Annotated in this window: 21 protein-coding genes; 18 read left to right on the top strand and 3 right to left on the bottom strand. The window is 39.3% G+C overall.

Features of this window, described 5'->3' with window-relative positions; genetic code table 11:
- Positions 1 to 26: 26 nt before the first annotated feature.
- Positions 27 to 1,235 carry a sporulation integral membrane protein YlbJ gene (ylbJ, locus tag B7E05_RS14390; protein ID WP_080874852.1) on the bottom strand — a complete coding sequence of 403 codons (1,209 nt, stop codon included), beginning with the start codon at positions 1,233 to 1,235 and terminating at the stop codon, positions 27 to 29.
- Between the two features lie 380 nt (positions 1,236 to 1,615).
- Between ylbJ and B7E05_RS14385 the strand changes: the two genes are divergently transcribed.
- Positions 1,616 to 2,638, top strand: a complete 1,023-nt coding sequence (locus tag B7E05_RS14385) for a SepM family pheromone-processing serine protease (RefSeq protein WP_080874851.1) — start codon at positions 1,616 to 1,618, stop codon at positions 2,636 to 2,638.
- Positions 2,639 to 2,715: 77 nt separating this feature from the next.
- Here the strand turns inward: B7E05_RS14385 and B7E05_RS14380 are convergent, their stop codons facing one another.
- Positions 2,716 to 3,915 carry a nucleotidyltransferase gene (locus tag B7E05_RS14380; RefSeq protein WP_080874850.1) on the bottom strand — a complete coding sequence of 400 codons (1,200 nt, stop codon included), beginning with the start codon at positions 3,913 to 3,915 and terminating at the stop codon, positions 2,716 to 2,718.
- A 289-nt stretch (positions 3,916 to 4,204) separates the two neighbouring features.
- Here B7E05_RS14380 and B7E05_RS14375 point away from each other — a divergent pair, with 289 nt between their 5' ends.
- The 3 genes from B7E05_RS14375 (at position 4,205) to B7E05_RS14365 (ending at position 5,625) form a co-directional block, all read left to right on the top strand.
- Positions 4,205 to 4,744, top strand: coding sequence for a YceD family protein (locus B7E05_RS14375; RefSeq protein ID WP_080874849.1), 540 nt, complete (start codon positions 4,205 to 4,207; stop codon positions 4,742 to 4,744).
- A 45-nt stretch (positions 4,745 to 4,789) separates the two neighbouring features.
- Positions 4,790 to 4,963, top strand: a complete 174-nt coding sequence (rpmF, locus tag B7E05_RS14370) for a 50S ribosomal protein L32 (protein ID WP_080874848.1) — start codon at positions 4,790 to 4,792, stop codon at positions 4,961 to 4,963.
- A 203-nt stretch (positions 4,964 to 5,166) separates the two neighbouring features.
- Positions 5,167 to 5,625, top strand: a complete 459-nt coding sequence (locus B7E05_RS14365) for a Myb-like DNA-binding domain-containing protein (RefSeq protein ID WP_080874847.1) — start codon at positions 5,167 to 5,169, stop codon at positions 5,623 to 5,625.
- Between the two features lie 41 nt (positions 5,626 to 5,666).
- Here B7E05_RS14365 and B7E05_RS14360 read toward each other — a convergent pair whose 3' ends face one another.
- A complete protein-coding gene (locus B7E05_RS14360) occupies positions 5,667 to 6,149 on the bottom strand; it encodes an N-acetyltransferase (protein ID WP_080874846.1) in 483 nt (160 codons plus the stop codon).
- Between the two features lie 181 nt (positions 6,150 to 6,330).
- Here B7E05_RS14360 and B7E05_RS14355 point away from each other — a divergent pair, with 181 nt between their 5' ends.
- The 14 genes from B7E05_RS14355 to ftsA all read left to right on the top strand — a co-directional run bounded on the left by B7E05_RS14355 (position 6,331) and on the right by ftsA (position 24,169).
- Complete coding sequence (locus tag B7E05_RS14355; protein WP_080874845.1) at positions 6,331 to 6,711, top strand: DUF3397 domain-containing protein; 381 nt, start codon at positions 6,331 to 6,333, stop codon at positions 6,709 to 6,711.
- Between the two features lie 102 nt (positions 6,712 to 6,813).
- On the top strand, positions 6,814 to 8,442 hold the full coding sequence (bshC, locus tag B7E05_RS14350) for a bacillithiol biosynthesis cysteine-adding enzyme BshC (RefSeq protein ID WP_080874844.1): 1,629 nt from the start codon (positions 6,814 to 6,816) through the stop codon (positions 8,440 to 8,442).
- A 196-nt stretch (positions 8,443 to 8,638) separates the two neighbouring features.
- Positions 8,639 to 9,070: a division/cell wall cluster transcriptional repressor MraZ gene (gene mraZ / locus B7E05_RS14345; RefSeq protein WP_080874843.1), complete on the top strand. Its 432-nt coding sequence runs from the start codon at positions 8,639 to 8,641 to the stop codon at positions 9,068 to 9,070.
- 35 nt (positions 9,071 to 9,105) lie between these two features.
- Positions 9,106 to 10,086, top strand: a complete 981-nt coding sequence (gene rsmH / locus B7E05_RS14340) for a 16S rRNA (cytosine(1402)-N(4))-methyltransferase RsmH (RefSeq protein WP_080874842.1) — start codon at positions 9,106 to 9,108, stop codon at positions 10,084 to 10,086.
- Positions 10,083 to 10,457 (top strand): cell division protein FtsL, encoded by a 375-nt coding sequence (gene ftsL / locus B7E05_RS14335; protein ID WP_080874841.1) that lies wholly within the window; start codon positions 10,083 to 10,085, stop codon positions 10,455 to 10,457. The genes rsmH and ftsL overlap by 4 nt, the downstream gene beginning before the upstream one ends.
- 17 nt (positions 10,458 to 10,474) lie before the next feature.
- Positions 10,475 to 12,745, top strand: coding sequence for a penicillin-binding protein (locus B7E05_RS14330; RefSeq protein WP_080874840.1), 2,271 nt, complete (start codon positions 10,475 to 10,477; stop codon positions 12,743 to 12,745).
- Positions 12,746 to 12,941: 196 nt separating this feature from the next.
- The gene (locus B7E05_RS14325) at positions 12,942 to 14,876 is read left to right on the top strand and encodes a stage V sporulation protein D (RefSeq protein WP_080874839.1); all 1,935 of its coding nucleotides are present in this window, start codon (positions 12,942 to 12,944) and stop codon (positions 14,874 to 14,876) included.
- A gap of 157 nt (positions 14,877 to 15,033) precedes the next feature.
- Complete coding sequence (locus B7E05_RS14320) at positions 15,034 to 16,515, top strand: UDP-N-acetylmuramoyl-L-alanyl-D-glutamate--2,6-diaminopimelate ligase (RefSeq protein ID WP_080874838.1); 1,482 nt, start codon at positions 15,034 to 15,036, stop codon at positions 16,513 to 16,515.
- Positions 16,516 to 16,518: 3 nt separating this feature from the next.
- Complete coding sequence (locus B7E05_RS14315) at positions 16,519 to 17,874, top strand: UDP-N-acetylmuramoyl-tripeptide--D-alanyl-D-alanine ligase (RefSeq protein WP_080874837.1); 1,356 nt, start codon at positions 16,519 to 16,521, stop codon at positions 17,872 to 17,874.
- 159 nt (positions 17,875 to 18,033) lie between these two features.
- Positions 18,034 to 19,017: a phospho-N-acetylmuramoyl-pentapeptide-transferase gene (mraY, locus tag B7E05_RS14310; RefSeq protein ID WP_080874836.1), complete on the top strand. Its 984-nt coding sequence runs from the start codon at positions 18,034 to 18,036 to the stop codon at positions 19,015 to 19,017.
- Positions 19,014 to 20,363 (top strand): UDP-N-acetylmuramoyl-L-alanine--D-glutamate ligase, encoded by a 1,350-nt coding sequence (murD, locus tag B7E05_RS14305; RefSeq protein ID WP_080874835.1) that lies wholly within the window; start codon positions 19,014 to 19,016, stop codon positions 20,361 to 20,363. The genes mraY and murD overlap by 4 nt, the downstream gene beginning before the upstream one ends.
- A gap of 133 nt (positions 20,364 to 20,496) precedes the next feature.
- The gene (gene spoVE / locus B7E05_RS14300; RefSeq protein ID WP_342745026.1) at positions 20,497 to 21,621 is read left to right on the top strand and encodes a stage V sporulation protein E; all 1,125 of its coding nucleotides are present in this window, start codon (positions 20,497 to 20,499) and stop codon (positions 21,619 to 21,621) included.
- 227 nt (positions 21,622 to 21,848) lie between these two features.
- On the top strand, positions 21,849 to 22,685 hold the full coding sequence (locus B7E05_RS14295; RefSeq protein WP_080874833.1) for a cell division protein FtsQ/DivIB: 837 nt from the start codon (positions 21,849 to 21,851) through the stop codon (positions 22,683 to 22,685).
- 197 nt (positions 22,686 to 22,882) lie between these two features.
- Positions 22,883 to 24,169 carry a cell division protein FtsA gene (ftsA, locus tag B7E05_RS14290; protein WP_080874832.1) on the top strand — a complete coding sequence of 429 codons (1,287 nt, stop codon included), beginning with the start codon at positions 22,883 to 22,885 and terminating at the stop codon, positions 24,167 to 24,169.
- The last annotated feature ends 49 nt before the right edge of the window (positions 24,170 to 24,218 follow it).

Genomic DNA, 24,218 nt, shown 5'->3' with positions numbered 1-24,218 from the left:
GCTCTCTTTTCTGGTTTCAAAGAAAATTATTCTTTTTTACTATGATGGATAATGATATAAATAGCTGCTGCTAAACTGATAATTGTTATGGCTGGTCCAATCGTTTGCAAAAAGTAGTATATATGCATCCAAATAGAGGGGTCCTGCACCGTGGCAGCAGGAATTTCATTCGAATGAATCACAATTCGATCGAGATACAGCGGTTTGTATAAAATAAGTGTCAGTCCAACAGCAAATGTTCCATGTAAAAGACGGGCAAAGAAATACGGGTGGAAACGGATATCGGTTTTTGCTAAAATACTTGCAATTTGAGCCTGGATGGATAATCCGTTAAAGCCCAGGATAAAACTAATTAACATTGCTTTTTGCAACAGAGAATCGGTCGTTACTTGTGAAATTAAGTTCGATCCCACGGTGATTTCAAATAAACCGGAGATAAATGGAAGTCCTAATTCTTTTGGCAGTTCAAATATTGGAAGAATCGGTTCAATAAATGCTGCAAAAAACGGTGTAATGTCCATCAGGAAGAGCAGTTTAATAAGAACGGAAAATAAAATGATAAATCCGCCGACCATGACAAGTGTTTGAATCGAATTTAATACAGCATCTCCCAATATCTCCCCAAATGGGCGTGTATTTCTCAAACGGTTTCGGTGCATCTCCTGAAATGCTTTTTTCAGTGAAAAGGGAGCCCTTTTTTTCTTAGTGATATGCTTCTCCTGTTTCCTTCCATGAAAACGCATAACGATTCCGACAAGGGTGTTTGCACCATAATGACATACAGCTAATAGTAAGCCCAATTTTATATTATAAAAAAAGCCGGCGGAAATGGCTCCAAATATAAAAAGCGGGCTGGAATTATTTGTGAAAGATACTAATCTTTCCGCTTCTATTTGTGTTACTTGCTTTTCTTCACGAAGCCTCGCTGCTATTTTTGCCCCTGTTGGGTAACCGCTGGCCATTCCCATAATCCAGCCAAAGCTCCCGGCACCGGGGATATTAAATAACGGCCGCATAATTGGTTCAAATAGAATACCAAGAAATTTTACGACACCGAAAGCTAATAATAGCTCAGCAGTTATAAAAAATGGCAGTAAAGAGGGAAAGACAACCTCCCACCACATATTTAACCCGCGGATAGCTGCTTCCAATGCCTGATCTGGAAATCGTATTAAACTGAAGAATAAGAAAATAGATATCCCGGCATAGCCAAGTGTTTTTAGCTTTTGTTTCAATCTGATATCCCCCTACTAATGCTTATTCAAAAAAATACTGCTTGCTTTTTATCCGGAAATGAAAGTGTCATTCCTCTTTTTTGGCTTCATGCCATGAAGTGTCTATTCTGTACAATTATGGCGGGAAGTAGTAGAATAATGCTAGCTTGTCCGATGTGTTAACGTAATAATAAAGTGACGATATTGGACGTTTACCAATGCTGTATAAGAAAAACAAGTGTTTAAAATCTCAGGGACTCCCAAGAAGGCAATAACCTGCCTGATTGAAAATGGTACCGATTCTTAAACAGTTTCTCTATATGATATATACGCGAATACCATCTAAAAATATGCCATAGATATATATTTAGTAAGTGTGCCAGGAAGGGGAATCAAGAGCATTGCGATTAACGAAAAAAAGAATTATAGGTTTATTAGCTGTTGTAGTAATCGTTTATTTATTGGGTGTCTATCAATTGCCGTATTATATTCAAAAACCGGGAGGAGCCGATGCATTAGATCCTATTGTAGAAGTAGACGGCGGCTACCCTAGTGAAGGGGAAATGCATTTGGTGACAATAAGCGGTATGCAGGCAACCCCTATTTTATATGCTGCTGCTCTCGTTTTGCCGCATCAGGAGATTCTTCCTTTAGATCAGGTTTTCCCGGAAGGAATGTCCCAGGAAGACTATATGGAAGCACAGCTCCAAGTGATGGAAAGCTCTCAGGAAGCGGCCACTGTCGTTGCTTATGAAGCAGCGGATAAAGAGATAGATATTGATTTTAAAGGTGTCTATGTGGTTGCTGCAGTGGATGGGCTTCCAGCAGAGGGGAAATTAGAGAGTGGAGACCGTATCATCGGAATTGATGATGCAGAAGTGAATGAATCTCAGGATTTGCTTGATTATATTGATGGAAAAGAGTCTGGGGATACAGTAACAGTCGTTTATGAAAGAGACGATGAAGAACATACTGTAGATTTGGATTTAGCACCGCTGGATGATGAAGAGAGCCGTGTAGGTGTTGGTATAAATCTTGTGACAGATCGTGAAGTAACGGTTCAGCCGGAAACACGATTTTCAAGTGGCAATATCGGTGGCCCGAGTGCAGGCCTGATGTTTTCATTGGAAATCTATGATCAGTTAACGGAAGATGATTTAACCGGCGGCAAACAAATCGGCGGTACTGGTGAAATTGATTATGAAGGAAATATCCATCGAATTGGCGGAATAGATAAGAAAGTCGTTGCTTCTGATAAAGAAGATGTGGATATTTTCTTTGCACCTAATGAGGGCGGACAGGAAGATTCGAATTATGAAGTAGCAGCAGAAACTGCAGAAAGTATCGGAACAGATATGGAGATTGTTCCAGTGGATGATTTTCAAGATGCAGTGGACTATTTAGAAAGTGCTGCGAATGAATAAGAACCAATAAAGAGGATTTCCGTGCAATAAAGAGCACGGAAATCCTCTTTTTATAACCATACGATGTATGATTCCGCTTATTTTACAATAATCGGGGAAGTCAGTTCCTGTAAAAAGAAATTTCTTTGTTTTTCAGCAGCTAAAATGCTGTAATATGCTTTGGCGGCCCGTTCTTCTATTTGCAGAAACGGATGTTTCATCTGATTCATTTTTGTAATAAATGGGAAGTCAGTTTGCTTTTTCTGTTGATTTAAATAAGCCTGACCGGTTTTGTTCATGGCAAGTATCCGTACGTACCCGGTATCATGCTCTAATATTTTTTCTTCTTTTCTGGTATGAGTTAAAATATGAACGAATATCCGCTGGAGCCTTGTCCAAGTGTAACGCTTTGTTTTCAAGGCATGCATCCATTCTTGAAAGGATGAAGCTTCCTCAACAGTGCGTTTCATTCGATGCTCCAATCCTTCTACAACCCCTTCTATTTGCTCTAATTCTGCAGAAGTCATGGTTTGTACACGATATTTCAGGAAGGGAAAATATAATTCCCACTCATGCCATTGTCCGGCTTCCTGTTTATAGGTTGTCAATAGCTGTAATGTTTCAGCAGGCATGCTGTCAGCAGCTGTTGCAGACGTATTCACCAGCACTTCTTTACGGATACTGGTGGCACTGGCGATCTTTCCTGTAATGACAGTGTCATGATAATTGTTCTGTATTCGTTTGATAGTAATCGGCTGGATTGGATAATGTGCATCTTTTATTGCTCGGACATAACCTAAACCTAATATATTATTCGGTTGGGACACATCAAGTATTTCAGATAAACCGAAAATATGCTGGTAAGCTTTTGTTGCTGCGTCCGGATAGGAAAATCCTTGATTTAAATACATTTTCAAATTTGATTCGTAGGTAGGACGATGCTCTTTCTGCAGCTGATAAGCATCTGTAAAAGCAGCAATATTGCCGGATTCGCTGCCGAAACAGACCGCGTTAACTCCGGCGTGGTAGAGCGTTTCGATTGCTCCTTTGGCAAAATAATCACTATGTTGCACAGCATACGCATATGGTAACTCAACTACTAAATCAACGCCTCCAAGGATGGCCGCTTTAGCACGATGATATTTGTCCATGATTGCCGGTTCACCGCGTTGCAAAAAATTTCCGCTCATAACCGCAATCATACAAGCAGCACCTGTCTCTTCTCTGGCTTTTTTTAAATGATATTGATGTCCATAATGGAAGGGATTATATTCAACCACTAAACCGCAAGCTTCCATACACTCACCTCTATTTTTTAAGTAGTTCTATTTTAACATATTCAGGGAGCTGTTTGAGAAAAATAGAAATAACATGACAAAAAGCCAAATTACCGTTAAAATGATTCTAAATGCTGTATTGTATACCCTATATCAGGAATACTGTTTCTGTAAAGAAAATATGGCAGTTGCGGGACCACAGACGCAGACAGAATATGAACCGTACTTCAACCTGTGGCGAAAAAGAAAATATATTGACAAATGCCGTATTTTCTTTTATCATTTATCTTGTTGCCTAGAGGTGATTTTAATGAAATTGACTATTAATCAGATTAAAAAAGGTTCCGTAAATGAGCCGTATTTCTTTGATGATCATGCAGATGTGTCCGAACTGGAAACGATGAATAATGATATACGTAAAATTTCTCCGGTACATGTAAACGGACAAGTGACGGTTCATGGTGAGGAGTTTTATGTGAACATGCGCATAAAGGGAGAGATGATACTTCCATGTGCCCGCACATTGGTGGATGTTCCTTATTCGTTTGACATAGATGCAAACGAGGTTTTTTCTGCTTCTGCTTATTATGGGAAAGAAGAAGAGGAACAAGAAATTCATCCCATTCAGGGAGAAGTTCTTGACTTAATCCCATTTATCAAGGAAAATATACTATTGGAAATTCCGTACCGCGTTTTTGCCGACAATGTGGATCATGTTGATTCGGAGGAGGCAGCCCCTTCTAGCGGGAAGGATTGGGAATTTGTATCTGAAACGAAGGAAGACAAGAATATCGATCCGAGATTAAAAAAATTGGAGTCTTTCCTTAATAATAATCAGGAAGAAAAATAAGAATCTGATTCAAGTTTTACTTTCATTTTGAAGGAGGTGTAAGTCATGGCAGTACCTAAAAGAAGAACTTCCAAAAAAGTAAAAAACCAACGCCGTACGCATAAAAAATTACACGTACCTGGCATGGTAGAATGCTCTAACTGTGGCGAATTAACAAAACCTCATCGTGTTTGCAAATCTTGCGGACATTATGACGGAAAAGAAGTTGTGAGTAACTAATTCTAATTAACGAAAACAGATCATATCACATGGTCTGTTTTTTTCGTTTCACAGAATTGTTTACTTGGGGATGCTTGTCTTTAAAGAACAGTCCAATCCAATTACAGCATTTTTCACTTTTATTTTGCCAATTTACTATAAAACGATTCTAGCATACCTATTTTTTGCATACATTGATAGCAAACCCTAATAGGAGGTATGTTATGAACGATACACGACAGGATGCATGGACAGAAGAAGAAGACAGACTACTAGCTGATACAGTACTCAAGTGTATACAGGAAGGAAGAACACAATTGGAAGCCTTTAAAGAAGTTGCTGAAAAATTATCCAGAACTTCAGCAGCGTGCGGGTTTCGCTGGAATGCTAAAATAAGAAAACAATGCCAGGAACAAGTGCAAGCTGCAAAAGAAAAAAGAAAAGCTGGATTAAAGCAGCGCATTACTTATCCGGCTATAGAAGCGCCATCGATTCAATCTATTGATACAGCTATTCAGCTGCTAGAAAAAATGCGGAAGGATATACCGCAGCAGGAAGGTTTTGTGAAGCGGGAAGAATTAGATAAAGCATTGCAGGAAAATAAAGATTTAAAAAACAAAATTGCAACATATGAAACGGTATGGGGAGAAATAAATCAACTGTTGAATACCATTTCAAAGTAATTATATTTATTTATTCGAATACGTAAAAAAAGACAGGAAGCTTATTGCTTCGTGTCTTTTTCATTGACTCCTTCAGGCAGCCATAGTAATGGATTTTCACCTAAATCACGTTCCATTTCATAATGTGGTTTAACGAATCCCATCTTCTCCCAAAAATCATGAGAATTAATTCTTGGATTTGTCTTAATAGGCAAACCAAAACTTTTTGCGAAATCTACAAGTGCTTTTCCGTACCCTCTTCCCTGATAATCAGGAATGACCTCCAGTTTCCACAGTGTCAGATATTCTTGTGGAGGTTCGAAATAAAAATCATATTCCTTACGTATTTCATAAAGACTCATTCGTGCTATTAAATTATCTCCAATATAAATTCCGTAAAAAGGAGATGTGCTATTATTCTCAATAATTTTATTCTCTAAATCTTCCATCATCGTTAATTCCTGGTTTCCGTATTCGCGAAAACGCTTAAATTTTTCCAGTGTTTTAAAATTAATCAACAAATTTTCTATCTTTACATTTCCCATATTACCCCTCCTGAATAAAGTATCACTACATTCATAAAGTTGAATGTAGATTTCCTTCCCTGACTAAATTATAATACATAAGAGACAAATTTTAAATTAATTCTATTAGATTTGTCGAAATAAATCAGACAGGTTGACGTAACCTGATGAAAATAATTTGTTTTCAGGCAGGGGGAAAAGAATGCGAGATTATATTTATTATACCTTGGCACTTTTTATTGCATTTCCATTTATCGTTACTTTTTTAGTTTATTGGATAACAAAACTGAGCAAAAAACATACGTGGAAAGCTGTACATAATGCTGTTCAATGGTCTGCGATCTTTTTTATTTTAGGTACTGGAGTTTTATTGCAGCTTTTGTTTGATCGGAATTTTTTCGGTTGGATTATTCTTTTATTCTTGATAAGCCTGACAGGTATTTTAATTCAGCAATATCGGACACAGCAGGATATCGAGTTGTCCAAAGCAATTAAAATTGTTTGGAGAAGCGCATTTTTACTATTTGCTTCTGTATATCTGATTTTAAGTGTTATTTATATTATTTTAGAAATTTTAACCTGAAAAAATCAATTCATTTTCCCGGAGAGAGCAATTTAGTTTGATTCTTGCTGTTTTTTCTGTACAATACGGAATGAATCCAAATCGACGTAAGGGGAAAATGATATGCAGATAAATTCATTAACTTTACCTGCTGCCAACAGATTGGTAGCTGATTATAAAAATGAAGAAACGAATATAACAGATATGTTTGACTACCATCCGTATAAAGATTTTTATAAACGCGTACAAGATGTGACGGAACGAGATTTTAACAGGTCTTCCTTAACGGATGTATTACATACATTAAATAAAGAATGGGGAGCACCAGAAGAAACACTAAAACAAATTGAACGCTTAAATGATGAGCAGAGTACGGTTGTGATTGGCGGTCAGCAAGCCGGGTTGTTGACAGGTCCAATCTATACGATAAATAAAATTATATCCATCCTTGAGCTGGCTAAGCAGCAGGAAAAGGCGTTGGAAAAACCGGTTATTCCAGTGTTCTGGATTGCCGGTGAAGATCATGATTTTGAGGAAGTGAATCATATTTACTGTCCCACAGGGGACAAAGATTTTCAAAAACGCAAGCTCAAAACCAAGAATATAGATGCTGGTAAAAAAGCTGTTTCCGAATTGGAAATGAACAAAAAAGAGCTGTCCGAATGGGTGGAATCGGTTTTTGAAACGTTGCCGGAGACGGCGCATACAAAAGATATTTACGCATTAATTCAAGAAGTTCAGGATCAAGCTTCTAATTTTATTGATTTTTTTGCACGTCTTATTTTTGCATTGTTTCCAACCCAAGGGATTGTGCTGGTAGATTCCGGGAATGCTGCATTCCGCAAACTGGAGACAGGTTGTTTTCTGGAGATGATTCAAAAGCGGCCGCAAATTAGTGCAGCTGTTGCTGATACCTTGAATAAATTAGAAACAATGGACTACCCGCTCGCAATAGAAGCTGATATGTCAGATGGGAATTTATTTTACCATGATGAGATGCAAGGCAGAATTTTGTTGAAAGTAGATGAGAGCGGGAATTGGATTGGGAAACAACAGGAGATTTCGTTCACAGAGAAGGAACTGCAGGATGTCGCCAGCAATGAACCGTGGAAATTAAGTAATAACGTGGTAACAAGACCAATGATGCAAGAGTATATGTTTCCTACGCTGGCCTTTATAGCCGGACCTGGTGAGATAGCTTATTGGGCAGCTTTGAAATCGGGTTTCCATGTGATGAATTTACAGATGCCGCCAGTGGTGCCGAGACTTTCTTTTACATTTTTAGATGCGTCTACGAAGAAGTTAATCTCCAAATATCAGCTGACGGTAAAAGACGTTATTTTAAATGGTGTTCAATCCACTGTGGATGATTATATGGAGGCGAATGGCAGCCGGGAAATCGATCAGGTAACAACGGATGTTGCGGAAAAAATGAAAGATATACATCAGCCAATCCGTGATATGGCTGCTGAAATGGGAGATGATATCCAGGCGCTGAGCGAAAAGAATTTAGCTTATCTGTTAGATAACATTCAATTTATGAACAAACGTTTCCATAAAGAATTTGAGAAAAAACATTCGAAAGTTCTCCATGAATTGAATCAGCTGGAGCTGGTGCTTCATCCGCATGGAGGATTGCAAGAACGTGTTTGGAATCCGTTATTTTTATTGAATCATTATGGGACGGAGCTTATCTCCCAGTTAACATCTTTTTCACTGGATATGGAAAAAGGTCATTGGGTGGTTGAATAAATTCCCCCCACGCGTCCCCACCTCATTTCGTATAGGAAGTAAAAGACTGTCTATCTATTGATATGACAGTCTTTTTTAGGTTTAAAAAAAGGTTATAAAACGCTTTGAAAAAGAGATTTAAAATATTTTTGAAGAAATAGTGGAGCATAGTGGGGCAATGTGGTATTATGAATTTACGAAAGTAGGGGGCGTCTATATGTTTATGGGAGAATTCCAACATAGCATTGACACAAAAGGACGAATCATTGTCCCTTCCAAGTTTAGAGAAGAGTTAGGGACATCTTTTGTTTTAACGCGTGGACTTGATAAATGTTTATTCGCATACCCTCAACAAGAATGGGAAATTTTGGAAGGTAAGTTAAAGCAACTCCCACTGACTAAAAAGGATGCCCGAGCTTTTACACGATTCTTTTTCTCTGGTGCGGTGGAATGTGAAGTAGATAAACAGGGAAGAATAAATATTCCTGCGAATCTGCGGACTTACGCTGATTTGGAAAAGGATTGCCATGTAATTGGCGTTTCCAATCGTGTGGAATTATGGGCCAGCGATCACTGGAATACGTATGTAGAGGAATCAGAAGAATCGTTTGCAGAGATTGCTGAAAATCTAATGGATTTTGATATTTAACGCATTATAGAGAAGTGAAAAAGTTGGTGGATTAGATGTTTGAACATTATAGTGTTTTAAAAGAAGAAACAATAAAAGGGTTGGGAATCAATCCGGATGGTATTTATGTTGACTGTACCGTCGGCGGTGGAGGACATTCCCTGGAGATTGCATCAAGACTTAATGAAAACGGAAGGCTCTATGCTTTTGATCAGGATGTACAAGCCCTGCAAGCCGCAAAGGAACAGTTGAACAAGTATCAAGATAAAATAACGTTTATACATTCAAACTTTCAAGGACTGAAGACAAGCCTTGCTGAATTAGGTGTAACGCAAGTAGATGGTGTTCTCTTTGATTTAGGCGTATCTTCACCGCAGCTGGATCAGGCGGAGAGAGGATTCAGCTATCATCAGGATGCAGCATTGGATATGCGTATGGATCAGTCGCAGGAACGCACAGCATATCAAGTAGTGAATGAATGGAGTTACGAACAATTAGTCTCTATCTTTTTCCGATATGGCGAAGAGAAGTTTTCTAAAGGAATTGCCCGGAAAATAGAGAAGGCAAGATCTGTAAAGCCAATTGAAACAACAGGAGAACTGGTAGAGATTATTAAAGATGCGATACCTGCTCCTGCCAGAAGAAAAGGCGGGCATCCGGCAAAACGTATTTTTCAAGCGATACGCATTGCTGTCAATGACGAACTGGAAGTATTTAATCAGGCACTTCATCAGGCTGCTGAATTAACGGGGATAAATGGAAGAATTGCAGTCATTACCTTCCATTCATTAGAAGACCGTCTTTGTAAACAGGCTTTTAAGACATGGAGTACGGATAAGCCTGTACCCAGAAATCTTCCTATTGTCCCGGAAACCCACCAGGCCCCATTTAAATTAATAAGCCGAAAACCGATAATAGCTCAAGATGATGAGTTAGATGAAAATAGACGATCACGTTCAGCTAAGTTGCGGATTGTCGAAAAAATAAATGAATGGAATAATGATTTCCGTTATGAAGAAGGGTGGAAAAAGAGATGAGCGAAAATCAAGCTAGAAAGTGGCAAGTAAATCCCCAATATAATCCCCAAGAAGAAACAAAAACGGTCGTCAAAAAGGTAAAAAAGGCACCATGGATTACAAAAGGCGAAAAAATAGTTTACGCTGTTACCAGTGCTGTTATTTTAGTATTCGGAATTGGAATGGTTTCCTATGCTTCCGGAACCGATGCTTTAAATCGTGACATGCAGCAGTTAGAGGACAACATCAGCAGTCAAAAAACAGTGAATGAAAATTTACATTTTGAGAAAGAGGAGTTGTCACGTCCAGAAAGAATCATTGATATTGCAGAAAAAAATGGTTTGAAAATCCAAAATTCGGAAGTGAAACAAGCAGAAACGGTTAACAACTAGCAAGGGGATTCTTTAACATGAAAAAAAATAAGACAGCAAACGTAATGGCAGGCATTTATATGCTGTTTTTCGTTGCTTTATTCCTTGTGCTTGCAGGCAGGTTTATGTATATCCAGGCAACAGGTGAAGTGGGCGGTGTTTCATTGGATGATTGGGCGGAGGAACAACGAACAGCTTCCTACAAGATGAATGCAGAACGGGGACAAATCATGGATAAGAATGGGATGGTATTAGCCTATGACCGTCCAGCCTACCGAATGTACGCTATATTAGATGAAGCATATTCAGAGAACTCACCGGAAGCCCTGCATGTTTCAAACACGGAAGAAACAGCGGAAACACTAGCTTCTATTCTAGATGAGGATAAAAATGAAATAAAACAGATATTAGACGAGGCTGTTCAGTCAGAAAGATTTCAGGTTGAATTTGGACAGCTTGGTCGTCAGTTAACGCAACAGGAAAAAGAAGAAATAGAGGAATCAGGCATACCGGGTATTTACTTTGATGAAGAACCGAAACGTTATTACCCTAATGGGATGTTTGCTTCCCATATTATTGGTTTTGCACGCGAAACAGAAGAAGAGACAGAAGACGGCGTTGAACATAGTATTACCGGTGTAACAGGAATGGAAGATGTTATGAACGGGGTTCTCGGCGGAAAGGATGGCTCTATCTCTTATCAACGTGACCGCTATGACAAAAAATTATTAGATCCTGATGAAATTGTGCAGGAGCCGGAAGATGGAGATTCTGTTTATCTGACACTGGATCAAAAAGTGCAAACTTTATTAGAAGACGTTATGACACAAGTGGATGAACAATATAATCCGGCAAAAATGAATGCGATTATTATGAATCCGAAAACCGGTGAAATTATAGCAATGAGTACACGTCCAAGCTATAATCCGAATAGCCCCAATGATGTTGAAAACTGGTACAATGATCCAATTTCTTCTCCGTTTGAACCTGGGTCAACATTTAAAATTTTCACATGGGCAGCGGCATTAGAAGAAGGTGTCTATAATGGAGACGAAACCTTTGAATCTGGAACGTATCAGCCGAATGAGAGAATTGAAGAAATCAGAGACCATAACCAGGGAGAAGGCTGGGGAGAAATTTCCTATGATGAAGGTTTTCTGCGTTCTTCCAACGTAGCTGCTTCCAAATTGCTTTGGGAAGACATCGGCGCAGATAAATTCTATGAATACATTCAGGCATTCGGTTTTGAAGACCCAACCGGCATTGATCTTCCGGATGAATCGATTGGGCAGATTCAATATAATTGGCCGTCTGAAAAATTAAGAACAGCCTTTGGTCAAGGGTCAACGGTTACTCCAATCCAGCAGATGAAAGCTGCTTCCGCTGTAGTCAATGATGGAAAAATGGTGAAGCCTTATGTAGTGGATAAAATTGTTGATTCTACCACCGGAAATGTATTGGAGGAAGCAGAACCGGAATATTCCGGCCAGCCGATTTCACCGGAGACAGCGGAGGAAATGAAAGAATTATTAGCTTCTGTCGTCAATGATGAAGATGGGACTGGAGCGCCTTATAAATTAGATGATTATGTCGTTGGCGGTAAAACGGGAACAGCACAAATGCCTAACCCTGATGGCGGCGGCTATTTAACTGGACGAGATAATTACGTATTTTCCTTTTTAGGTATGGCTCCGATGGATGATCCGGAATTAATGGTCTATGTATCTATCCAGCAGCCAGAATTGGAAGATACAGAATCAGGTTCTGCGCCGCTTGCTTTTATTTTTAATAATGTGGTAGAAAACAGCTTGCATTATTTAGATGTAGAACCAGACGAAGAAAATGAAACGAACCAGGTTGAAGAGGTTGAATTCCCGGAAGTAGTGGATGAATCTACTGAAAGTGCACAGGCTGCTTTAGAAGAAAGAGGCTTTGACCCAATTGTTATTGGTGAAGGAGAGAATATTGTTTCAAGCAGCGTGGAACCTGGAGAGAGCATATTGCCAAGTGAAAAAGTCTTATTACTTACAGATGAACCAACGATGCCTGATTTAACAGGCTGGTCATTAAGAGAAGTAATGCGCTTTGCTGATATGTTGGAATTGCAAACAGAAAGATTTGGTAATGGTTATGTTAGCTCGCAAAATATTGAAGTTGGAAAGCCGATTCAGGAAGGTGACTATTTGGGTGTTGAATTAGAAGACCCTTCCGGCGGGTCATCTGATACATCATCGGATGATGACGATGCAGATGATTCGGATGAAGAAGAAAACAACGAGAGCAACGAAGAAGAAACGGAAGAAGAATAAAAAGGAAGACTTGCTGAAAGAATAGTGATATTTTTTCAGCAAGTCTTTTTTTGTAAGGAATTAACAAATACAGGTGAGATGGGAAGAAATAATTGTCGTTGGAATACGTCATAGAAATCAAGGATAGCTTGTTCTATTCCATTTTTAATATTCATATAGTGGATACAAAGCAAAGTATGATGAAGGGAGTTCTTTCATGAAACGCATATCCACAATTATCATAAAAAAACGAATGATTACCGTTTTTTTATTTGCGATTCTTATTTTACTCGTTATTGTTGCAAGACTGGCTTATGTTCAGCTTGTATTGAGCGATGATCTGTCCGACAGTGCCAATGATTTATGGACAAGAGATATAACATTTGCAGCAGAAAGAGGATATATTCTTGACTCGGAGAATGAAATACTGGCAGAGAATGTCACCGCGCCAACGGTATTATTAATGCCGAGACAAATTAAAGAGCCGGAAACGACAGCCAGGCAACTTGGGGAAATTCTTGATGTACCACAAGACCGGATGATGGATTTAGTTACTCAAAATGCATTAAGTGTGATGGTACGGCCTGAAGGGATAAAAGTGAACAATGAACAGGAGCAGGCGATTAGAGAATTGGATTTGGATGGCGTTTATTTAGCAAAGGATTCAAAACGTCATTATCCAAATAATAGTGCTTTATCCCATGTACTCGGGTTTACAGGAATTGATAACCAGGGGCTGATGGGGCTCGAATTATTTTATGATGATAAATTGAAAGGAGAAAATGGCAGTCTATCCTTTTTTTCGGATGCAAAAGGGGGAAGATTGGAACAGCTGGCAGACGAATATCAATCCCCTAAAGATGGGCTGAATTTAAAAACGACGATTCATAACAAAGTACAAACCATTATGGAAAGGGAGCTAGACCAAGTTGTTGCGGAATATAATCCGGACGGGGCAATGGCCATTGCTGTTAACCCGAAAACAGGCGGGGTACTGGGGATGTCCAGCCGGCCGAATTTTAATCCAGAAAATTATCAGGATGTTGATTCTTCTATATTTGGCAGAAATTTGCCTATTTGGAGTACGTATGAGCCTGGTTCCACCTTCAAAATTATTACGCTGGCAGCTGCTTTGGAAGAGGGCGTTGTTGATTTGGAGAAAGACCGGTATTATGATGATGGCGATATTAAAGTGGACGGAACGACCATTCATTGCTGGAAAAAAGGTGGCCATGGGGATCAATCATACCTCGAAGTTGTCCAAAATTCCTGTAACCCTGGATTTGTAAATTTAGGACAAATGCTTGGAACAGAGAAGCTTTTTTCTTATATTGATGCTTTTGGATTTGGAAGAAAAACAGGAATTGATTTGCAAGGTGAAGGGAATGGGATTCTTTTTGATCCGGAAAATGTCGGGCCTGTAGAGCTTGCGACCACATCCTTTGGACAGGGTGTATCTGTTACGCCGATTCAGCAAGTAATGGCTGTTGCAGCAGCGGTAAATGGCGGTTATTTATATGAACCGATGATTGCGGAAGAGTGGGTGGACCCTGTAACGGGAGACGTGGTGGAAAGTTATGAACCGGAAGTAAAGGAACGCGTTATCTCGCAAGAAACATCAGAAACGATTCGGGAAACATTAGAAACAGTTGTCGCACAGGGGACAGGTAGGCCTGCTTATGTGGACGGATACCGTGTCGGCGGAAAAACAGGGACCGCTCAAAAAGTGGGGCCTAATGGCGGGTATTTAGAAAATAACTATATTGTATCTTTTATCGGTTTTGCGCCTGCAGATGATCCGGAGATTGTCGTTTATCTGGCTGTTGATAATCCGAAAGATACTATCCAATTTGGTGGTGTTGTGGCTGCACCTATTGTTGGAACAATAATTGATGACAGCTTGCGGGCGATGAACGTAGAACCGCGTACGGATGGTTTGGAGAAAGAATATGCTTGGCCGGAACAGCCTAAGATTGAAGTGCCGGATTTTATTGGTGAAAGCACAGATGAACTGGCGGAGTACCCGTTAGATCTATCCATTGATGTGAGTGGAGAGGGAGATGAAATTATTGATCAGTCTCCAAAAGCGGGAACAATGCTAGAATCTGGAAGTACGATTCGTTTATTTTTAGGTCAAGAAAATAATCGTTAAATCGATAGAAATTTGATATAATAGATTTTGTTATCTTTCACGGTAAATAAAAAAATGTAAATAACGGTTTTCTAAATGGAACTTGATAACAACCCTCTTAAAGAAGAGAATCGTTGAGAATACCTTTAAAGGAAAAGAATAGAAATAGGGTGTGAAAATGAAACTTGATAAACTATTAAATGAAATTGGATTTTATCAAACAACCGGGTCCATTCAGAATGTAGAAGTTGTCAACGTAGAAATGGACTCCAGAAAAGTAGAACCAGGGAGCTTATTTGTGTGTATTGAAGGTTACACCGTAGATGGTCATGACTTTCTTCAGCAAGCAATAGATAAAGGCGCTGCGGCGGCTGTTATTTCCAGGGATGTACATGTGAGCGGGGACATTCCGCTAATCCAGGTGAAAGATACTGGCCGTGCCTTGGCGATGCTTTCAGCCGCATACTATGATTATCCAACCACAAAATTTCCGCTGATTGGTGTCACGGGAACGAATGGAAAAACAACAACAACATATTTATTAGATACGATTTTTGAACAACAGGGAAAAAAATCCGGTGTTATCGGAAGTATTCAAGTGAAAATCGGCAATGAAACATTTCCGGTCATCAATACAACACCAGATGTGCTGGAACTGAACCGCATTTTTCATCAAATGCAGGAAAAAGAAGCAGAGCAGGTCATCATGGAAGTTTCTTCGCATGCCTTGGACATGGGAAGGGTTTTTGGCTGTGATTATGACATTGGTATTTTTACAAACCTGTCACAGGATCACCTGGATTATCATAAAGATATGGATGATTATTTACGGGCGAAGAGTCTTCTTTTCTCCGGATTGGGGAATGACTATCAGCAAGGGAAAAAGAAATATGCCATTATTAATGAAGACGACGATTCAAGCGATTTACTAAAACGCAGTACAGCACAGCAGGTCATTACCTACAGCTGTAAACAGGATGCGGATATGATGGCCAAAAATATCATGCTATCTCCATCCGGAGTTGCGTTTAAACTGGTGACACCAATCGGTACGACGCATATTAAAACGAATTTAATCGGTATGTTTAATGTCTATAACATGCTTGCTGCCAGTGCTGCCGCGATTGCATCAAATATTGGCTTAGATGTGATTAAAGAAGCGCTGGAGTCGGTTAAAGGGGTAGACGGCCGGTTTGAACCAATTAATGAAGGCCAGGATTATTCTGTGATTGTCGATTTTGCACATACACCTGACTCCTTGGAGAATGTACTCCAGACGAGCCGGGAATTTGCAGAGCGTAAAGTGTATGTGGTTGTTGGCTGTGGAGGCGACCGTGATCGCACGAAACGTCCATTAATGGCGAATGTGGCTGTGAAGTATGCTGATCATGTTCTGTTTACATCGGATAACCCGCGCACAGAGGAACCGGTACAGATTTTGGAAGATATGACAGCTCATTTAACGGAAGAAGAAGCAACCTTTGAAGTCATTGTTGACCGGACTGAAGCAATTAAACATGCTGTAGAGCTTGCTCAAAAAGGCGATATTATTTTAATTGCAGGAAAAGGTCATGAAACCTATCAAATTATTGGCAAGACAAAATATGATTTTGATGATCGTCAAATTGCTCGGGAAGCCATTAAAGAGAAAGGGGAGTAAGAGATGTTATTTACTGCATCACAATTAAAACAATTATTTCCCCATCACCAAGGGCAGATTCCTGCTGATTTGGAAATTCATGAAGTAGTTAATGACAGCCGTGTCCGTTCTCATAACGGACTTTATATACCGATTGCCGGAGAAAAGTTTGACGGGCACCAATTTATCGCTGGAGCAGTGGAGAATGGCGCAGCAGCAACTTTTTGGCAAAAGGAAACACCGCTTCCGGAAAATCTTCCGGACGCGTTACTTATTTTATTTGTAAACGACACTGTCAAAGCATTACAGGAGCTTGCATCCGCTTATCGGAAAGAAGTCAATCCGACCGTTATCGGTATTACCGGATCGAATGGAAAGACAACAACGAAAGACTTAACCAAAGCGGTGATGCAGACAACGTTTAAAACCCATGCTACAAAAGGAAATTATAATAATCATATCGGGCTTCCGCTAACCATTTTATCAATGGACCGGAACACCGAAGTATTGATTCTGGAAATGGGTATGAATCATTTTGGAGAAATAGAGCTGTTAAGCCGTATTGGTGAACCGGATCATGCGGTTATTACCAATATTGATGGACAGCATATTGAAAATCTCGGCTCTAAAGAAGGGATTGCCCAAGCTAAATTAGAAATAGTTTCCGGAATAAAGCCGGGAGGAACATTAATTATTGATGGGGATGAACCGCTTTTAACAAGTGCTAATATTCCTGTTCCCAAAATAAGGGTAGGCTTTAGCGGGGAAAATAATGTTGTGATTGACCATGTAGCTGTAGAGGAAACCGTGACAACCTTTGATGTGGGAGAAGAAGCTTATCAAATTCCGCTCTTAGGAAAGCACCATGCGAAAAATGCTGCATATGTTATCCAGCTGGCAATGGAAATGAAGATTCCTGCTGAAACAATCAAAACGGCTTTTGCCCAGTTGGAAATGACCAAAATGCGCTTTGAAAAGCACCTGGGTAAGAATGGTGTGACAGTGATTAATGATGCTTACAATGCTTCTCCGGCTTCGATGAAAGCATCAATTCAAGTCGTTGAGGAGATGAAAGGATATCAGCATAAAATTCTTGTTTTAGGTGATATTCTGGAGCTTGGTGATTTTGCAGAAGAATTTCACCGGGGTATTGCGGATGCCATCAGTCCAGAGATAACAGCAGTGTATACGTATGGTCATCATTCACAGTACATACATGATGCGTTAAAGAAGCAATTTCCTGAGCTTCCTGCTGTCCATTTGAAGGATAAGCTTGAGCTTATGAGTCATGTGGAAAAGTATTTGGAACCGGAAAATCTGATCTTGTTGAAGGCATCAAGAGGAATGAAATTTGAAACTTTTTTAGAACAATTATGTTAAGGCATCTGACAGGTGATGTTTCCATTAGTGAAGAAGCAGAATCAGTGCGGTAAACCGGATGTAGAGAGATTTACTCTATGAAAATCCATGCGTATTGCGCTGATTCTATCATGCTTAAGAAACAACCCTGCAGAAGGTTACAAATGAGGTGGAGAGAAAATGAATATAACAGGTTTATTAATTACAATCGCAGTAGCGTTTCTTATAACAGTTCTTCTATCTCCAATTTTTATCCCTTTTTTAAGACGATTAAAGTTTGGACAAAGTATTAGAGAAGAAGGCCCTGAATCGCATCAAAAGAAAACAGGAACGCCAACGATGGGCGGAATCATGATTGTCTTCAGTATTATGATTACATCGCTTATTATGGGAAGCAGAGTTGGCGGTGGCATTAACTATGAGTTATGGCTGTTACTTTTTGTATTATTTGGTTATGGCTTATTAGGTTTTTTAGACGATTATATTAAAGTGGCAATGAAAAGAAATCTTGGTCTAACATCGATGCAGAAATTAATTGGACAAATTATTATTGCACTTGTATTTTACTTTGTTTTACGCGCACAGGATTTCCCGACAGATATTGCTATTCCGGGAACGTCTGTTCAATTTGACCTTGGCTGGTTTTACGCCATCCTTATTATTGTCATGCTGGTAGGAGCTTCCAACGCTGTCAATTTAACAGATGGGCTGGATGGTCTATTAGCCGGGACTGCAGCCATTGCATTCGGTGCATTTGCGATTATTGCCTGGTATGGCGTGCCTAATGATATGGTGACTGTCTTTTCCTTAGCAGTAGTGGGTGCCCTCTTAGGGTTCTTAGTGTTTAATGCGCATCCTGCTAAAGTCTTTATGGGAGATACAGGATCTTTGGCTTTAGGGGGAGCTATCGCAGCAATTGCGATACTGCTGAAACTGGAGATTTTATTAGTTATTATCGGCGGTGTATTTGTTATTGAAACATTATCCGTTATTATCCAGGTGATTTCTTTTAAAACGACCGGAAAACGTATTTTCAAGATGAGCCCGTTGCATCACCACTATGAATTAACAGGATGGTCAGAATGGAGAGTCGTAACAACATTTTGGCTTGCAGGCCTTCTGTTTGCCGTTCTTGCTATTTATATTGAGGTGGGGATGTCATGAAGACGTGGAAACAGTTCCCGGAAAATGTGCTTGTCCTAGGATTAGCCCGAAGTGGTACAGCTGCTGCAAAAGTGCTTTTAGAGAACGGGAAAGAAGTAACTGTCAATGATGCAGCAGCAACGTATGAGGATGCGCAGGTATTAGAGCTTCAACAAAAAGGAGCGCATCTTGTCCTGGGTTCTCACCCCTTGCACGTGTTAGATGGGAAAAAGATTGTCGTGAAAAACCCTGGAATACGGTATGATCATCCAGTGGTTGCAGAAGCATTCAAACGCGGGATTCCGGTTATTACTGAAGTGGAGCTGGTCTCCCATTTAACAGAACAGCCGATCATCGGAATCACCGGATCCAACGGGAAAACGACGACAACTACCTTAGTGACAGAGATGCTGAAACATAGTGATTGTAAGGTGAAACTTGCTGGTAACATTGGCATCGCTGCAACAGAAGTCGCTCAAACGATGCAGCCGGATGAAAAAATGGTCATGGAATTGTCTTCTTTTCAATTACAGGGAATAGCAGCATTTCGTCCTTCTACAGCAGTATTGTTAAATATTTATGAAGCCCATTTGGATTATCACGGCGATTTAGAAAGCTATGTAAATGCAAAATGTCATATATTTAAAAATCAGTGTGCAGACGATTATCTTGTATACAATGCAGATGATCCAATACTTCAAGATAAAGTGACGGATGCTAAAGCAAAAAAAATAGCTTTTTCAGCAACACAGTATCTGCAACAGACGGGTGCTTGGGCTGATGACACGTATGTGTACTTTTTTGAGGAAGCAATCATGGCGCGGGAAGATATTGTTCTGGTTGGACAGCATAATTTGGAAAATATCCTGGCATCTGTTGCAGCAGCCAAGTTAAATGGTGCGACAAATGAAGGAATTCAGTATGTCTTAAAAACATTTTCCGGTGTTAAACACCGATTAGAATTTGTAGGACGGCATAAAGGCCGTTATGTGTACAATGATTCTAAAGCAACAAACATATTAGCCACACAAAAAGCATTGGATTCCTTTAAAAAAGAAATCGTGCTACTTGCTGGCGGTTTAGATCGTGGAAATGAGTTTGATGAGCTTATTCCGCATTTACAAAATGTAAAAGCAATGGTTGTATTTGGAGAAACGGCATCCAAATTAGAGCGTATCGGAAAAGAAGCAGGTATTCCGGTAATTACGCATGCAAGCGATGTGGAGAATGCTGCTGAAATTGGTTTTTCATTATCAGATGAAGGAGATATTTTATTGCTTTCACCTGCTTGTGCTAGCTGGGATCAGTATAAAACGTTTGAAGAGAGAGGAGACATATTTGTCCAAGCTGTTCATACAATGGACTAAGGGGCTTGAACAAATACTTACTAATAGCAGACGAACTGGAACAAGCCAGTACAGTTATCGTACATTATATTTTAAAATGCCCCTATTTCCTTAGTTTATCTCATGGAAAGAAGGGGTATTTTTGAATAAGTTCATCCGCAATCAAAATAAATTGGATAAAGTATTATTTGGCATCATCGTTGTTCTGTTAGGTGTCGGTATGTTGATGGTTTATAGTTCCTCCTATATCTGGTCGGAATATAAGTTTAATGATTCCTTTTATTACTTAAAAAGACAGCTCTTATTTGCCGGAATTGGCTTTATCGGGATGGTGGTTATTTCCTATTTTCCTTATTATATATGGAAAAAATATGCAAAGATCTTATTGTTTTTCTGCTTTATACTGCTTTTACTTGTCCTGATCCCGGGAATCGGAATGGTTCGCGGCGGTGCGCAAAGCTGGATTGGTATCGGTGCATTCAGTATTCAGCCTTCTGAATTTATGAAATTAGGTTTGATCATTTTTCTGGCAGCGATTTTATCTGACTATCAAAAATATATCACCTCATTTAAAAAAGGATTCTTTCCCTGTTTGCTTTTGATTTTTACTGCTTTTGGACTTATTATGCTCCAGCCTGATTTAGGTACAGGGATGGTGCTGGTATTAACATGCATGATACTGCTTTTTGTAGCAGGCGCTAAGCTATCCCATTTTTTTGGATTAGCCGGAATCGGTGTGATCGGTTTTATTGGTTTAATTGCTTCCGCTCCTTATCGGATTAACCGGATTTTAGCATTCTTAAATCCCTGGGAGGATCCTTTAGGACATGGGTTTCAAATTATCCAATCACTTTATGCTATTGGCCCGGGAGGTTTGATGGGGCTCGGATTAGGGAACAGTTTGCAAAAATATTTTTACCTCCCGGAACCGCAGACGGATTTTATTTTTTCCATTATTGCAGAAGAATTAGGTTTAATTGGAGGTTCTGCAACTATTCTATTGTTTTTTCTGCTATTATGGAGAGGGATTAAAATTGCTGTAGAGGCACCTGATTTATTTAGCAGGCTGCTGGCGTTGGGAATAGCTAGTATGTTAGTCTTACAGGCAATGATTAATATAAGCGTGGTTATCGGTTTAATTCCTGTAACAGGGATTACACTGCCTTTCCTCAGCTACGGAGGTTCATCTCTGACCTTGACACTATGTGCAGCGGGAATTTTATTAAGTATCAGCAGGCATTCCAAAAGTATGGAGAAAAGTACGAAACCAATCATTTGAGTAAACATGATTTTGGAACGTTCTCCATGGGGATGAATGAATGCAGGAGAAATATGGAATACCGCTTAAGCAAACGTCATTTTTTTATAAAACGAAAAAAATTTTAGAAACATACAGAAGTCAACTACGTGTAACCCCTTCATTTATGATATACTTTTTGTAAATACAAGGGAATAAACTTATACAGTTATTTCCCTTAAAAATAATGGATAAAGGAAGAAATGGAGATGAGTGATAAAAATATCGTTTCTATTGAGGATCGAATTCCGAAATTAAAGCAGGCCAGAAAGAAAAAAGCAAATAGAAGATTAATATTTTATTTATCTATATTTTTCATTCTCATTGCTGTTATTATTTATCTGCAATCTCCATGGAGTGAAGTAAGATCGATTGAGGTAAACGGGAATGTATTCTTAACAGATGAGTACATAATAGATGAGTCAGGTTTAACAGAAGGCATGAATATCTGGTCTTTGAATGGATCTTCTGTTGCTTCAGACATGGAAGAAAATCCTGTCATTGAGCAAGCATCTATTAACCGGCGTTTTCCCAGTACTGTTTTAATTGAAGTGGAGGAGCAGTCTGTCCTGGGCTATGTTCAAGATGGAAGAGCGTTTTATCCGGTTCTTGCGGATGGTCAAGTTATCCAGCAGAATGCAAGAGCATCTATCGGCAATGCGCCGTTAATATCTGATTTTAATGAATCGCAGTTAACCGAACTGGCAGCCGAAATGGAAGGGGTCCGCCCGAGTATTTTTAATATGATTTCGGAAATTGAGCGAAAAGAGCCAGAAGAGGATGTGGATACAACGCTTATTACACTGTATATGAGTGATGGTTTTCTGGTGGAAGGAAATGTAGATCAGGTCTTGGATAAATTAGACTATTATCCATCCATTGTCAGCCAGCTTGAAGAGGATGATAAAGGTATCATCCATATGGGAGTCGGCATCTATTTCGAGTCTTTTGAGAAGGACGAGATGGAAGAAGTGGATATCGAAGACGAGATAGAAGAAATTAATGAGGAAGTTAATGAAGAAAATGAAAATACAGGAAATGAATAATTTGTAGAATGAAGTCATATATCATCCTTTAGGAACGTATGGTATAGTGTCGGTTTTTATCGAAATAGATTACTTGAAAAAATAAGCATAAAATATGTTTATTTTTTATTCATTTTCTTTTAGAATTAAAGACTATACGAAGGATAACGTGGCAGTAAAAATATCGTCAGTATATTTTTACGGGGAGGTGCTCTTTTTTGAATAACAGTGAAATACTAGTCAGTCTCGATATCGGGACAAATACAATAAAAGTAATTATTGGAGAAGTACAACAAGACTCTTTAAATATTATTGGAGTCGGTACTGCAGCGTCAAATGGAATGAAGAAGGGTGCTATTGTTGATATTGATCAAACGGTTCATTCTATCCGAAGTGCGGTTGAACAAGCTGAAAGAATGGTAGGGATGGAAATCCACCGCGTAGTAGTCGGAATAAACGGATCCCACATCCAGCTTCAGCCTTGTCATGGCGTTGTAGCTGTACAAAGTGAGAATAGAGAAATCAATGATGAAGACGTAACAAGAGTAATTGATGGAGCGCAAGTTATTTCCATTCCGCCGGAACGGGAAATTATCGATGTCATTCCCAAACAGTTTATTGTAGACGGATTGGATGAAATTACAGATCCCAGAGGAATGATTGGTGTCCGGCTGGAGATGGAAGGTACCATTATTACTTGCTCTAAAACCATTCTGCATAATATCTTAAAATGTGTGGAGAGAGCTCATTTGGAAGTATCGGATATTTGTCTTCAGCCGCTTGCAGCAGGAACGATTGCCTTATCAAAAGATGAGATGAATATGGGATCGGTGCTGATTGACATTGGAGGCGGATGTACAACTGTATCTGTATTTGAAAATGATCATTTAGCAGCTACGAGTGTTATTAACTTAGGCGGGGATAATATAACGAAGGACTTATCCATCGGATTGCGCATCTCTACAGAAGAAGCAGAACAGATTAAATTAAAACATGGATATGCATTTTACAACGATGCTTCAGAGGATGAAACATTCGAAGTAACAACCATCGGAAGTAATCAAAGACAAGTATTTAATCAACTCCAATTAGCTGATATGATAGAAGCTAGATTAGAAGAAATATACACGTATATTGACAAGGAAATCCGAAAAATGGGTTATCAGGAGCTGCCTGGCGGTTTTGTCTTAACTGGAGGCACAACAGCAATGCCTGGAAGTTTAGAGCTGGCACAGGATTTATTTTATTCCAATGTACGTGTAGCTGTACCGGATTATATTGGTGTTAGAGAATCCCAATTTACAGCAGGCGTCGGTATTTTACAATTTGCTTATCGTAATGCGAAAATACAAGGAAAAGAATTATACCCTGCAGTAGCTTTAGAAGAAAATGTGGAACAACGGCCTGCTAAGCAATCCAGACCTGCAAGTGAAAAGAAACAGAAGAAACAAGGCAAAAAGAAAGAATCAGGATTTGCTAATCTATTCAAATATTTCTTTGATTAATTTCTGTCCGCAGAAGTTGTTATTAGAAATTGTTCGTAATTAGTAGACT

The sequence above is a fragment of the Oceanobacillus timonensis genome, assembly GCF_900166635.1.
GTDB classification, from domain to species: Bacteria; Bacillota; Bacilli; order Bacillales; family Amphibacillaceae; genus Oceanobacillus; species Oceanobacillus timonensis.
The sequence above is the reverse complement of the archived record's forward strand: the minus strand, read 5'-3'. Positions and strand labels throughout refer to the sequence as shown.